Consider the following 15740-nt stretch of genomic DNA (forward strand, 5'->3'; position numbering starts at 1 on the left):
GGATTCTCGGTTCGCGTTCGGACAGGGTTTTGGGAAGATGGACAAAGACAATCTTGTCGAACGATTGCGCGAACATGCCGCGGTGCGCCCCAATAAGGTGGCGCTGCGTTTCCTGGAAGGCGACGATGTCGCCGACGAGCTGACATTTGTCGCGCTCGATGCGCGGATAAGATCCGTCGCCGCGCAGTTGCAGGCGTTGAACGGCTCCGGCGAGCGGGCGGTGATCCTGCTGCCGAGCGGGATCAACTATGCCGTGGCCTTCTATGCCTGTCTGTATGCGGGCGTGATCGCGGTCCCGGCGTATCCGCCGGAGGGCGGGGCCGAACGTTATGCAGGCCGTCTCAACGGCATTCTGCGCGATGCGGCGCCTCGCTTCATTCTGGTGGAGACAGCCCTGCGAGCGGCCGTGGAATCAGCGCTTCCTGAACTGGGTAACGTCCAGATCATTGCGGTGGATGCGATCCCACTCGTACCCGCAGCGGAATGGCGCGAGACGAGGCCTGCGGCTGATGCCATCGCCTTCCTGCAATATACCTCGGGATCGACATCGCAGCCGAAAGGCGTTTGCGTCTCGCACGCAAACCTCACGGCCAATGAGAAAGCGATCCAGGCCGTGGCGGGCGGGACGTCAGACGATATTTTCGTAGGCTGGCTGCCGCTCTATCACGACATGGGTTTGATCGGCGGGCTGCTGAATCCGCTGTTCACGGGCGGTACGGCCGTCCTGATGTCGCCGCGCAATTTTCTCGAACGGCCACGACGCTGGCTCGAGGCGATCGATCGCCACGGCGGCACGATGAGCGGCGGACCTGACTTCGCCTACGCGCTCTGCGCCGATCGTATTTCCGATGAAACGATCGGCCGGCTTGATCTGAGCCGCTGGCGGTTCGCATTCTCCGGCTCGGAGTTTGTCCGCAACAACACACTCAGGAGATTCGGCAAACGATTCGAACGGGCCGGGTTCGACCGCCGTGCCCTGACGGCCTGCTACGGCCTTGCCGAGGCCACGCTGCTGGTGTCGGCGGGCGACTTCAAGACCGAAACCGTCAGCTATACCCTCGATACCGCAGCGCTTGCCGCGGGCCGCGTTGCGAGCGCCGATGAGGGTACTGACCTCGTCGTATGCGGCCAAACGATCGCCGACCATGCCACGCGCATCATGCGCGTCGACGGATCGGCCGCGGCCGAGGCGGACGAAGTCGGCGAGATCTGGGTTGCCGGTCCCAGCGTTGCGGTTGGATACTGGAACAACGTCGAGGCAACGCAGAAGGCCTTCGTCGAGCGCGACGGCGTTCGCTGGCTGCGCACCGGTGATGTCGGCTTCATCAGGGACGGCGCGCTTGTCGTCACCGGCCGGCTCAAGGATCTCCTGATCGTTCGCGGGCAGAACGTCTATCCGACGGATGTCGAACAGGCGGTCGAAGCCGACGTGGAACCGGTCCGCAAGGGGCGGGTCGCCGCGTTTGCGGTCGAGATCGACGGGCGGGAAGGCATAGGAGTCGCGGCGGAGTTCAGCCGTACCGTTCTCAAGCGCAGCGATCCCGAGGCACTTGCGCATGCGGTCGGTGAGGCGGTGCTGCGGCAGGCGCAGGAATATCCGGTCGTGATCGTCCTGCTCAATCCGCAGGCGATGCCGCTGACGACCAGCGGCAAGCTGCAGCGTTCGGCCTGCGCGGCGCGTTTGGCCGACAATACGCTCGACAGTTTCATGGTGTTCGAAAGAGGGCGCCGCCGCGATGGCATCCCCCTGACGGCGCCGGCGACCGATACCGAGCGTGCCGTGGCCTCGATCTGGTGCGATGCGCTCGGCGTCAGGGCCGTGCATCGCGAAGATGATTTCTTCGTGCTGGGCGGAAACTCGATCGCGGCCGGGCAGGTCGCCGCGGCGATCCGCGAACGCTTCAGCGTGGAACTGGAGCTGCGCAGTTTCTTCGACGCGCCGACGCTCGCAGGCTTCGCCGGCCATATCGATGGTCTGGTGCAGACTGGCGCAGGGCGCGCGCTGCCGCCGATCCCGCGGGCGACCGCGCCCGATCGCGCGGCGCTGTCGCATGCGCAGGAACGGCTGTGGTTCCTCTGGAATGTGGATCCCGACGGGACGGCCTATACCGTTGCCAGCACGATCCGCCTGAAGGGACGGCTCGATCACGCCGCCTTGTCGCAGGCTATCGGCGAGATCGTTCGGCGCCACGAGGTGCTGCGCACCACCTTCGTCGCCAGAGATGGTCGGGCAACGCAGGTGATCCACGATGCCATGAGCGTCGATATCAGGCACGAGGACCTCCGCGCGTATCCCGCGCGCGACCGCGACGAACATGCCAGGGAGCTCAGGCGGTCCGAACTCGGCAGGCCGTTCGATCTCGTGAACGGGCCGCTGCTGCGGGCGGCGCTGCTTCAACTCGCCGATGACACGCATGAACTTCTGCTGCTCGCGCATCACATCGTCGTCGACGGCTGGTCGCTCGACGTCTTGCTCGAAGAGCTGGCCGGGCTCTACCGCAGCGCCATCGGGCAGGACACGGGCACACCGCCGCTGCAGATGGTTCAATATGCCGATTTCGCAGCGTGGCAACGAAACTGGCTGGCGGCCGGCGAGGGCGACCGGCAACTCGCCTATTGGCGCGCGAAGCTGGGCGATGTGCATCCAGTTCTGGCGTTGCCCCACGACAGGCCGCGGACGGCAGCGCAAAGCCATGCCGGAGATACGATCGGCCTTGCAATCGACGGCGCGCTGGCCGCGCGGCTTCGGGAGATTGCCGCAAGACATCGCGTAAGCGTGTTCATGCTGCTGCTCGGGGCGTATCAGGCGCTGCTCTATCGTTATACCGGCCAGAACGATCTGCGCGTCGGTGTACCGGTCGCGGGGCGCCGGCATGCGCAGCTCGAACATCTCATCGGATGTTTCGTCAACACGCTGGTGCTGCGTGCCGAGATAGCCGACGACGCAACGTTCCCGAACCTGCTTCAGCAGGTCAAGGAATCGGTGATCGAAGCGCTGTCGCATCAGGATCTGCCCTTTGAAATGCTGGTCGACAGCCTGCGTCCCGAACGCAGCGGTGGTCACAACCCGCTGTTCCAGGCGAAGTTCAACTACATGACGGCGCCGCGCGGCTTCGATGCCGTCGACGGCCTCACTGCCGAGATCGACATCATGGATCTCGCGGGCTCGCATTTCGATCTCGCGCTCGACGTCGTCGATGGCGCCGCCGGCATGAAGGCGACGTTCAACTACGCGACCGACCTTTTCGATTCCCCGACGATCGCGCGTCTCGCAACGCAGTTCGGTTCGATGCTGCGTGAGATCGCTGACAATGCAGAGCGACGGGTATCGGACTTCGTCATTGACAATACGAACCGGCAGGTCGTGAAGAGCCAAACCGCCGCGTTTGGGTTCGCCGATGTGATCCGTCTTCATCGCGCGGCGACAGCCGGCAAAGAAGCCACGGTAGCCGTCCGATGCGGCAGTGAGACACTGACGTTTGCAGAACTCGAGCAAAGATCGAACCGCATCGCGCATATTCTCGCCGGCAAGGGCGTGACGCGTGAGGTGCCGGTTGCGTTGTGGATCGAGCGCTCGCCGGCCTTCGTCGTTGCGCTGCTGGGTGTGCTGAAGGCGGGCGGCGCCTACGTGCCGCTCGATCCGAAATGGCCGCTGGAGCGCGTCAGGTGCATCCTGAAGGAGGGCGGCATTGAAATCGTGCTGGCGGCCGGCGAGCAGCTGGCCGAAGCGCGTGCACTCGATTGCGTTGTGTTCGACGCGGACACGGAAGCGGTGCGTGAAGAAACACCAAATGTATCGATTGATACGGTGATCCACCCGGCGCAGACGGCATATGTCATCTACACGTCGGGATCGACCGGAACACCGAAGGGCGTTGCCGTCTCCCACGGTGCGCTGGCCCATTACGTGCAGGCCCTCCTGCAGCGCGTGCAGCCACGGCCCTTGTCGAACATGGCGATGGTCTCGACCGTGGCGGCCGATCTCGGACACACCGTCCTGTTCGGCGCACTTGCGTCCGGCGTGACGTTGCATCTGTTGTCTCCCGAAGCGGTGTTCGATGCGGGTGCGTTCGCGCGAGCCATGCGCAACGGCGACGTCGGCATCCTCAAGATCGTGCCCAGCCATCTGCGCGGTCTGCTGCAGGCACAGCGGTCGGCCGACCTGCTGCCGCGCGATGCGCTCATCCTGGGTGGCGAGGCCTGCGATGCAGCGCTGCTCGACGAGATCAGGCAGTTGCGGCCGCAATGCCGGATTCTGAATCACTACGGGCCGACGGAAACGACCGTCGGCGCGGTGACCCACGAATGCGCGCCTGCAGACGAGAAGGGCCCGATACCGATCGGCCTGCCGCTCGCCAATCTGCGCGCCCATGTGCTGGACGATGCTCTCAATGAGGTCCCGATCGGCGTCACGGGCGAACTCTATATCGGTGGCGCCGGCGTCGCGCGCGGTTATCGTGGCGCGGCAGGCCTGACAGCCGAGCGTTTTGTGCCTGATCCATTCGGGTCGGCTGGGGACCGGCTCTATCGAACGGGCGATCGCGTCCGCTGTGATCGGGCGGGCCGGCTGATCTTCCTCGGCCGCACCGACGATCAGATCAAGCTGCGCGGCTACCGCGTCGAACTTGGCGAAGTCGGCCGCGCCATCAAGGCGCTGCAAGGGGTCGATGACGCCGTGGCCATCGCCCGCGCCATCGGCGCGCACGCCGAGCGGCAGGAACTCGTGGCCTACTGTGTGCCTGTCAGTGGCGTGACCCTGCAGCCGGAGACGATCAAACAGCAGCTCTCTGCGGTGGTACCGGAATACATGGTGCCGTCACACATTATTATAATGCAGCGGCTGCCTCTCACGCCCAATGGCAAGGTCGACCGCAAGGGGCTGCCGGAACCGACCGAAGCGACGGCCGGGCCAAGCCATGCCGCGCCCGTGGGCGACACTGAGGAAGCAATCGCGGCAGTCTGGTGTGAGGTGCTCGGCCGCGAGCGCATCGGCCGCAACGACAATTTCTTCGAGCTCGGCGGCGATTCCATCCTCAGCCTGCAGATCATCGCGCGATTGCGCAAGCGCGGCATCCGCCTGACGCCGAAGCAGGTGTTCGGTCAGCAGACGATTGCTGCGTTGGCAACCGTCGCAGCCGTTACGGCAGCACCTGCCGCCAAAAAGGAGAGGGCGGGCACACTGATGGTGGCCGGCGGCGAGCCGGCACCCGGCATGCGTCATCTCCTGCCGATTCAGACGCGTTTCTTTGCTGAAGATATCGGCAACCGGAATCACTGGAACCAGGTGGTGCTGCTGGTCCCGCAGGCGCGGATCGACTGGGAGACGCTGCGGCGTGCGCTCGCGGCAACCGTGGAGCACCACGACGCGCTGCGCCTGCGGTTCAAGCAGGTGAACGGCGCGTGGCAGGCGGAACAGGGCGCTCCGGCGGCGCCGTCAGAGTTGTTATGGATTCATGCTGACGTCGCTGATGCGGCACAGGTCACCGCGCATGCTTCCGCCGCGCAGGAGAGCCTGTCGCTGTCGTCGGGTCCTTTACTGCGCGCGGTCGGGATGGATCTTGCCGATGGCAGCCAGCGGCTGCTGCTCGCGATCCATCATCTGGTTGTCGATGGCGTATCCTGGCGCATCCTGCTGGAAGATCTGGCCTCGGCCTATGATCAGTTGAAGCAAGGCGACGCCGTCACGCTGGCGCCGAAGAGCGACACCTATGCATCCTGGGGTGAACGGCTGCACGCCTATGCGGCGACCGCGGCACTGGCTGACGAACTGCCCTTCTGGCTCGACTGCGGGGCGGGGGCGAGCCTGCCATGCGACGACGACGATGGCGGCGTCGATCTTGTCGGGGACAGCGAGGAAGTGGCGCTGGTCTTCGATGCCGAGATGACATCGAGGCTTCTTGAGCAGGCGCCCTCCGCCTATCGGACGCAGGTCAATGATCTGATGCTGGCAGGCCTGGCGCGCGCCGTCTCGCACTGGAGTGGGCGTGACGATGTAACCGTCGAGCTTGAAGGCCACGGCCGCGAGGACATGTTCCCCGGCGCGGATGTTTCCCGCACGGTCGGATGGTTCACAACCGCATTCCCGGTGCGGCTGCAGGGCGGGTCGAGCGACGACGCGCCCCTGATCAGGGCGGTCAAGGAAAGGCTTCGTGCGATCCCGAACCGCGGACTTGGCTACGGCGTGTTGCGCCATCTCGGCTCCGAAGCCCAGCGCCATGCCCTGGCACAGTTGGCGGAGCCGCAGATCGTTTTCAACTATCTCGGCCGGTTCGATGGCAGCATAGGCGCATCCTCGCGCTTCGCGTTCGCGTCGGAAAGCGCAGGTTCGTCTCGTAGCCCTGCTGCTCCCATGCGCGGCTGGCTGAACATCACCGGTCTCGTGCGTGACGGCCGGCTGCAATTGTCTTTTGGATATGGACGGAAGCGCTACCGGCGCGAGACCGTCGAGCGGCTGGCATTGCTTTACGAGACGTCCCTGCGCGGGCTGGTGGCGCACTGCTGCAGCGGCGCGGTTGGTCTCACGCCGTCGGACGTTGCATTGTCCGGACTAGGTCAGGCCGATCTCGACCGGCTGGGCAAGACGCTGGACCTTCGCGGCATCGAGGACATCTATCCGCTTTCGCCGATGCAGCAGGGCATGCTGTTCCATGCCCTTCGGGATGGCGACAATGATGCCTATGTGAACCAGGTCGGGCTCGAACTGTTCGGCTTCGATGCCGGGAAGCTTCGCACGGCGTGGCAGGCGGTGAGCGACCGGCACGCCGCGTTGCGGACCGGCTTTGTGTGGCAGAATCTTTCGGGCGCCGCACAGCAGGTGGTATTCGGGCATGTGTCAGTGCCGTTCGCCGAAGAGGATTGGCGCCAGCGAGCGGTGGTGCTCGAACGCAGCGACGAACGTGCAGGGCTGGATGCTGCGCTGGCCGAAGTTTCCCGCCGGGAACGCGAGCAAGGTTTTGACGTCGCACAGCCGCCGCTGCAGCGGGTGCGCCTGATCCGGCTCGACGACAATCGTTACTGGCTGATCTGGACCCATCACCACATCTTTGTCGACGGCTGGAGTTCAGCCCGGCTGGTTGCAGAGGTGCTGCAGCATGTGAACGGCGGCGCGCTGCCTGCGGTGCAGGGCGGCTATCGCGACTACATCGCGTGGCTGCAGGGCCGCGATCAGGCAGGCGCCGAGAAGTTCTGGCGCGACGCGTTGGCCGGGCTCGAAACGCCGACCCTGCTGGCGAATACGTTGGCCACGAACAGGGTATCGGAAGCCGAGGGGCACGGCAGCATTGCGCTTGCGGTGAATGCGGAATTGACCGAGCGGCTGAAGGCATTTGCGAAGCATGAGCGCGTGACGCTCAATACGCTCATTCAGGGCGCGTGGGCGCAGTTGCTGCGGCGACATTCGGGACAGGCGGCCGTCAGTTTCGGCGTGACCGTGTCGGGCCGTCCGGCCGAACTGCCGGGCGCCGAGGAGATGGTGGGTCTCTTCATCAACACGCTGCCGATCGTCGATATGCCAAGCCCCCAAGCCGTCGTCGGCGATTGGCTCCGTCAGTTGCAGGAGCAGAATCTTGCATTGCGCGAGCATGGCTGGACGCCGCTCTACGAGATCCAGCGTCTTGCCGGCCATGCCGGGCAGACGCTGTTCGACAGCATCCTGGTGTTCGAAAATTATCCGATCGATGAAGACCTGCGACGGACCGGCGAAAGCGGCCCGCGCCTGGGCCGCGTGGACCATGTCACGCCCACCAACTATGCGCTGGCGGTCGCCGTGTTCGCCGGAAGCGACCGGCTCAATCTCGAGTTCAACTACGACCGGGCCAGGTTCGACGAGGCGGCCATCCGGCGGCTCCGCGACATGTTGCATGGATTGCTGGAACGGATCGCGGCCGATGCAGACCGTCCGATCGGCCAACTCGGGTCGGCAGCCGGCGAGGAGGCCCGGAGGGTCCTGAACTGGAGCCGCGCGGCGCATTCGGCATCGCCTGCTTCCCATATCGGCGTCGTCGCGCATATCGAGGCGCAGGCGGCGCAGGCGCCGTCTGCCGTGGCGATCGTGTGGGGCGACCAGCGCATCAGCTATGGCGAGTTGAACGCCGGCGCGAACCAGCTTGCGCGGAGGCTTCGTCAATGGAACATCGGCCCGGATCGTCTGGTCGGCATCGCCTTGCCGCGCAGCCCGGAAATGATGGTCGCGCTGCTCGCAGTCCTGAAGGCAGGCGGCGCCTATCTGCCGCTCGATCCGGATTATCCGGCCGAGCGGCTCGCGCAGATGCTGCGCGACAGCGGGGCGACGCTGATATTGACGGAAAGCGCGCAGCTCGAACCGCTCGCGCCGGTGCTGCACGAGACCGCTGTCGAGGCCTGCTGTATCGACGGGCCATCATCGCTGGCCGGCGAAGACAGCGGCGACCTCAACGTCGAAATCCATCCGGATAGCCTCGCCTATGTGATCTACACCTCGGGATCGACGGGCATGCCGAAGGGCGTAGCTGTCACGCACGGGCCGCTTGTCATGCATTGCGAGGCGATCGGCCGGCTGTACCGCATGACGTCGCGCGACCGGGAATTCCAGACGGCGTCGATCAATTTCGACATCGCGCACGAGCGATGGCTGGTGCCGCTGATGACGGGCGGGTCGCTGGTCCTGCCGTCCAGGCCGGGTCTGTTGATCGATGATCTCGTCAACGAGATTGAGCGCAGTTCGGTTACGACGATCTTTCTGCCGCCGGCCTATGCGGATCAGTTGAGCGCAGCGTTGCGGCAGAGCGGGCGCAGGCTCGCCATCAGGGCGTGCATCGTGGGCGGCGAAGCCTGGTCGGATAGCGGCATCAAGGCGCTCCGCCAGGCCGCCGATGTCGATCTTCTGATCAATGCCTACGGCCCGACCGAGACCGTGATCGCGCCGACGGCGTGGCCCGTCGACGACGCCGCGCTGATGCCGGATCAGGCCGCGCCAATTGGACATCCCGTTGGCAACAGGTCCGCCTATATCCTCGATGCCGACCTCAACATCGTGCCGTTTGGTGTGACTGGCGAACTGTTCATCGGCGGTGTCGGATTGGCGCGCGGTTATCTGAACCGGGGCGCGCTGACGGCGGAGCGGTTTATTCCGGATCCGTTCGGCGATAACGGCGCGCGTCTTTATCGCACCGGCGACCTCGCGCGCTGGCGGGCGGATGGCGTGATCGAATATGTCGGCCGCGCCGACCAGCAGGTGAAGATCCGCGGCTTCCGGATCGAACCCGGGGAGATCGAGGCGCGCTTGCTCGAACAGCGCGGCGTGCGCGCGGCGGCTGTAGTGGTTCGCGAGAGCAGGACCGGACGCCAGTTGATTGCCTATGCAAGTGGGGAGCCCGCGCTCGACGGCCGCGTCTTGCGCGATGCGCTGTCGGCGATTCTGCCTGATTACATGGTGCCGGCGACGATCGTCGTGCTCGAGCAATTGCCGTTGACCCCCAACGGCAAGATCGATCGGCGGGCGTTGCCGGCACCGGACGAGGATGCGCTCGTCCATCGCCGTTATGAGGCGCCCGAGGATGAAGTCGAGATCGCGCTGGCGAAGATCTGGGCCGAACTGCTCGGCATCGACCGGGTCGGACGCCACGACCACTTCTTCGAGCTCGGCGGCCACTCCCTCCTTGCCGTGCGGGTGCTGAGCCGGGTGTCGCAGGAAATCGGCGTGTCGATCGCGGTTTCTGATCTGTTCGTTCACCCTGATCTGGCGTCGTTCGCACGTGTCGTATCGATCAGGCTGATCGAGCAGGAGTTCGATACCGAAGAGCTCCAGCAACTGATCGCGGCGGGGCAGTGAGCATGGCTGATACGACAAAGCCGAATTTGCGTGATCTGGATGCCGCGCAGGTGAGAAAGCTCCTGTCGCTGGCCAGAGACCGCGGCAAGAATACCAACAGGAGTGGAGCCGGCTCAATTCCGTCGGTGCCGCGCGGTGGGCCGCTCGAATTGTCCTTCGCGCAGCAGCGGCTGTGGCTGCTGGCGCAGCTCGATGGCGCCAACGCCAACTATCATATTCGCGGTGCATTGCAGCTTTCGGGGGATCTCGATGTCGCAGCATGGCGTCAGAGCCTCGACCGGTTGTTTGCGCGTCACGAGGCGCTGCGCAGCGTCTTTCGCGTGGTCGATGGACGGCCGCATGTTGAGCTGTTGCCGGCCCATGACCATCTGCCAGTGCTCGAACATGATCTGCGCGGTCGTGGCGATGTCGAACAGGAAGTCGCGCGCCTGTGCCGCGAGGAGGCCGGTGCGCCGTTCGATCTCGCCACCGGACCGTTGATCCGCGGCCGGCTGATCCGGACAGCGGAGAGCAAGTATCTCTTCCTGCTCACGCAGCATCACATCATATCCGACGGCTGGTCGATGGCCGTGCTGGTGCGCGAGCTCGGGGCTCTCTATCAGGCTTTCGCGGCCGGCCAGGACGATCCGCTGCCGCCGCTGGTAATTCAGTATCCGGACTATGCCGCCTGGCAGCGGCAGTGGCTGGCGGGCGAGCGATTGCAGCGGCAGGTCGATTATTGGCGCCATGCGCTCGCGGATGCGCCCGCCGTGCTGGAATTTCCGACCGACCGGCCGCGATCATCGGAGAGATCACTCGCCGGCGCATCGCTGCCGATCGAGATCGATGCTGATCTCGTGCTCGGCATCAGGCGGCTCAGCCAATCTCAGGGCACGACGGCATTCATGGCGGTGCTCGCGGCATGGGCGGCGGTGCTGTCAAAGCTTTCCGGGCAGACCGATCTCGTGATCGGTACGCCGACGGCCGGCCGCAACCGGCGCGAGATCGAAGGCCTGGCCGGTTTCTTCGTCAACATGCTGGCGCTCCGCATGGACCTGTCGGCGGAACCAAGCGTGGCAGATCTGCTCGGCCGCGTGCGCGCTGCAGCCCTCGCGGCCCAGGATCATCAGGACCTGCCGTTCGAGCAGCTCGTCGAAATCATCCAGCCGCCGCGTCGGCTGGAGCATCCGCCGGTGTTCCAGGTCGTGTTCGCCTGGCAGAACAACGAAACGGCCGTGCTGGAGCTGCCCGGCCTCAAGGCCGAAATCGCCGATATCCCGCTGCAGCAGGTCAAGTTCGACCTCGAGCTCAATCTCGACGAGGCGGACGGCCGCATTGTCGGCACCCTCAACTATGCAACGGGGCTGTTCGACGAAGCGACGATGCGCCGTCACCGGGATTATCTGCTGACGGTGCTGCGTGCGATGGTTGCCGACGCGGATCAGATCGTCGATCGCATCGATATCGTCGGCGTCGAGGAGCGCAGGCTCGTTCTGGACACGTGGAACGAGACCGCTGCGCTGTTTCCGTCCGAGCGCTGTATCCACGAGCTGTTTGCGGAGCAGGTTCGGAGAGCGCCGGAAGCCGTTGCGCTGGTTCACGAGGGCGTTCGCCTGAGCTATGGCGAAGTTGACGCGAGGGCCAACCAGCTCGCACGGCACTTGATCGCCTTGGGCGTCGGTCCGGATCAGCCGGTCGCAATCTGCCTGCAGCGCGGCATCTCCATGGTCGTCAGCCTGCTGGCCGTGCTCAAGGCGGGCGGCGCCTATCTGCCGCTCGATCCAGCCTATCCGGCGAAGCGGCTGCTTCAGATCGTCGAGGATGCAAAGCCGAAACTGCTGATCGCCGATCAAGCCGGACGCGCGATTTTTGCGAATGCGACGTGCGAGATTCTGGATCTGGAAGCGAGCGCTTCGGCCATTGCCGGCCTGGCGACATCCGCTCCGGCCGTTGCAGGGCTCACACCGCGGCATCTCGCCTACATCATCTACACATCAGGCTCGACCGGAAGGCCAAAGGGAGTGATGGTCGAGCATCGCGGCCTGGTGAATCTGGCGCTGACGCAGCGCGCGCTGTTCGAGGTTTCTCCACGTAGTCGCGTGGTGCAGTTTGCTTCCTTCAGCTTCGATGCCAGCACCTGGGAAATCGTCATGGCGCTGGGCTCGGGGGCCGCGCTGTTTCTCGTCGGCTCGCGAGAGCATCAAAATGCCGGGGAATTGCTCGGCTACCTCGCGGATAACGCGATCACGCATGCGACCTTGCCGCCGGCGATGCTGCAGGGGCGTGGCGACCTCGACAGGCTGGCGTCGCTGCGGGTGCTGGTTCTCGCCGGTGAATTGCCCAAGGCCGAACTGATCAAGGACGTGCCGTCAGGCGTTGCCGTCTTCAATGGCTACGGGCCGACGGAAGCGACGGTCTGCGCCACTACCTGGCGGCGGCCGGCAGGTTTTGCTGACGACGTCGTCCCGATCGGCCGCCCGCTGCCAAATACGCGGATTTATCTGCTGGACCGGTTCAGCGCGCCCGTTCCGCTCGGGGCGATCGGCGAGATCTATATCGGCGGGGCAGGGGTCGCTCGCGGCTATCTCAATCGCGCCGATCTGACGGCGGAGCGCTTCGTGCGCGATCCCTTCGCGGGGGAGCCGATCGGGCGAATGTATCGCACCGGCGATCTCGGCCGTTACCTGCCGGACGGCAATATCGAATTCCTCGGCCGTAATGATCACCAGGTCAAGATCCGCGGCTTCCGCATCGAGCTCGGCGAAATTGAGTTTCGTCTCAACGAGCATGCCAGTGTGTCCGATTCGGTGGTGCTGGTGCGTCGCGATCACGGTGGCGACCCGCGGCTGGTCGCCTATGTAGCCGCGCGTGAGGGCGATAACGCAGCGATCGATGCCGGTGAATTCGCGGCCGCGATGCGCAACCATCTTCGTGCGTGCCTGCCGGAATACATGGTGCCGTCGGCCTTCGTGCGGCTGGAGGCATTGCCGCTCACGCCGAACGGCAAGGTCGATCGCAAGGCGCTGCCGGCCCCGGAGGATGATGCCTTTGCAAGGCGCAGCTTCGAGCCGCCGCAGGGCGAGATCGAGGAGGTCGTTGCCGGGATCTGGGCCGAGCTGTTGGGCGTCGAGCGGATCGGGCGCAATGATCATTTTTTTGAACTGGGCGGTCATTCGCTGCTCGCGGTCCGCATGCTGCTGCGGTTGCAACGTCATTCGCTCCGCGCCGATGTGCGGACGCTGTTTGCAAAGCCGGGGCTGGCTGATTTCGCCGCCGGCCTCAACGCCGGCGGAGAAGCCGAGGTTCCGGCCAACCTGATCACGCCGCAGATGACGGCGATTACGCCCGAGCTGTTACCGCTGATCGCGCTAAATCAGTCCGACATCGACAGCATCGTGGCCGGTGTGCCCGGCGGCGTCGCCAACATCCAGGATATTTACGGCCTGTCGCCGTTGCAGGATGGCATCCTGTTTCATCATCTGCTGTCGAAGGAGGGCGATCCATATTTGCTGGTCGGCCAGATGGGGTTTGCCAGCCGCGACTTGCTCGGCCGCTATCTCGCCGCCGTTCAGCAGGTCATCGACCGTCACGACATTTTGCGCACGTCCATTGCATGGGACGGGTTGTCCGTGCCAGCGCAGGTGGTCCGGCGAAAGGCCTCCGTTGATGTCAGCGAGGTCGTGCTGGATGGCGAAGGTCCCGCGCATGAGCGGCTTGCGCAACGCTTCGATCCGCGTCGCCATCGGATCGACATCGGCCAGGCACCGCTGCTGCGGTTTGCCATCGCGTGCGATCCCGACAACGAGCGCTGGCTGCTCCTGGTGTTGCTGCATCATCTGATCGGCGATCACTCGACGCTGGAGGGGATGCACGACGAAGTCCGGAAGATACTGTCCGGGCGCGGTCACGAGCTTCCGGTTCCGTATCCGTTCCGAAACCTGGTGGCACAGTCGCGCGGATCGGCGGCTACCGCGGAGCACGAGCGCTTCTTTCAAAACATGCTGGCCGATATCGACGAGCCTACCACGCCGTTTGGCCTCGATCGGGTGCATGGTGACGGTGGTGGTATCACAGAAGTGCGGCGAATGCTGCCGGACCAGCTCAACACACGACTTCGCGCGCTGGCGCGGCGGATGGGCGTGAGCCTTGCCAGCCTGTGCCATCTTGCCTGGGGGCAGGTGGTGGCGCGAAGCAGCGGGCGCGAGCAGGTCGTGTTCGGCACCGTCCTGTTCGGCCGCATGCACGCCGGCGCCGGTGGCGATCGCACCATGGGCCTGTTCATCAACACATTGCCGCTGCGGCTCGCTCTCGATGGCACGGCAGTCGAAGACAGCGTGCGCCAGGCGCATGCCCGGCTGGCCGAGCTGATGGCGCATGAGCATGCCTCGCTGGCGCTTGCGCAACGGTGCAGCGGCGTCGCCGCGCCGGCGCCCCTGTTCAGCTCGATTCTGAACTACCGCCACAATGCAATGCCGGAGGCGTCGTCCACGGATCAGGGCAGCGCCGGCCTGCACGGCATCGAGTGGCTCGGTGGCGAAGAGCGTACCAACTATCCCCTGATGATGGCGGTCGAGGATTATGGCCGGGCGATCGGCCTGACCGCCCAGGTCGTCCATCCACTCTCGGCCGATCGCATCTGCGCCTTGATGCAGCATGCGCTCGATCAACTGGCTGAGACGCTGGAACGCGCGCCTCGCTCTCCGGTCCGGCAACTCGATGTTCTGGCGAACGAAGAGCGCCAGCTTCTGCTGGAGACGTGGAATCGGACGCGGGCGCAATACCCGCGGGACCGTTCCTTCGTCGAACAGTTCGAGTCGCAGGCCCGCCAGTCGCCCGACGCGATTGCGCTGGTGTTCGGCGATGCGGAGCTGAGTTATGGCGCGTTGAATGCGCGCGCCAACCGGTTGGCGTGGCGGCTGCGAAAGCGTGGGATCGAAACCGATGTCGTGGTCGGGCTGGCGCTCGACCGCGGCGTCGAGATGATGGTGGCGCTGCTGGCGGTGCTGAAGGCGGGCGGGGCGTATCTGCCGCTCGATCCGGATTATCCGGCGGAGCGGCTGGCGCACATGCTGCGCGACAGCGGCGCAGCGCTGGTGCTGACGCAAAGCGCGCTGCTCGATCAGTTCGCTCCGGTGCTGGAGGAGACCGGTGCCGAGGCCTGGCTGCTCGATGACGATGAGGGTGGCGATGAAGGCAATCTTGAAATTGCCGTGCATCCCGAGAGCCTTGCCTATGTGATCTACACTTCGGGCTCGACCGGCCTGCCTAAGGGCGTGATGGTTCGCCACGACGCCGTGACGAATTTTCTGGCGGCCATGGCGGAACAGCCGGGCATGACGGCCGCCGACTGCGTGCTTGGCCTGACGTCATTGTCCTTTGACATTGCGGTGCTGGAGCTGTGGCTGCCGCTGACGCTTGGTGCCTGCGTGGTGCTGGCGGATCGCGCGGCCGCGCATGATCCGGCACGGCTCAAGGCTATCGTCGCCAGGCAGGGCGTGACCATGATCCAGGCGACCCCCTCGACCTGGCGGATGCTGCTCGATCATGACGGCTCATCGCTGCCGGCGAACTGCCGGGTGCTGGCCGGCGGCGAGGCGCTGCCGCCGGATCTGGCGCGGCGGCTGGTGGCGCAGGCGGGCGAGGTCTGGAACCTGTATGGCCCGACCGAGACCACGGTGTGGTCGGCGCGTCACCGCCTCGATGCACAGGATGACCGTCCGGTGCTGGGCGGCCCGATCGGCAACACCACGCTGTACATCCTGGATAACGACCTCAACCTCGCACCGGTCGGCGTTGCGGGTGAGCTCTATATCGGCGGAGCAGGATTGGCGCGCGGCTATTGGCATCGCGGCGCGCTGACGGCGGAGCGCTTCATCCCCGATCCGTTCGGTCCACCGGGAGCGCGGCTCTACCGCACCGGCGACGTGGCGCGGTGGCGGTCGGATGGCGTGCT

General features: G+C 65.3%; 1 protein-coding gene and 1 pseudogene. Both read left to right on the forward strand.

Annotated features, from left to right (window positions below):
* Nucleotides 1–37: 37 nt before the first annotated feature.
* A complete protein-coding gene (locus tag CQ12_RS07740; protein WP_057834808.1) occupies nucleotides 38–9808 on the forward strand; it encodes a non-ribosomal peptide synthetase in 9771 nt (3256 codons plus the stop codon).
* Nucleotides 9809–9810: 2 nt separating this feature from the next.
* Nucleotides 9811–15740, forward strand: a pseudogene (locus tag CQ12_RS07745) (amino acid adenylation domain-containing protein); the annotation flags it as partial.

Source organism: Bradyrhizobium jicamae (assembly GCF_001440395.1).
Classification (GTDB): domain Bacteria; phylum Pseudomonadota; class Alphaproteobacteria; order Rhizobiales; family Xanthobacteraceae; genus Bradyrhizobium; species Bradyrhizobium jicamae.

Bases quoted from the DNA above. Each gene is read 5' to 3' on its own strand.
- CQ12_RS07740 (WP_057834808.1), top strand. From the start codon at position 38: ATGGACAAAGACAATCTTGTCGAACGATTGCGCGAACATGCCGCGGTG.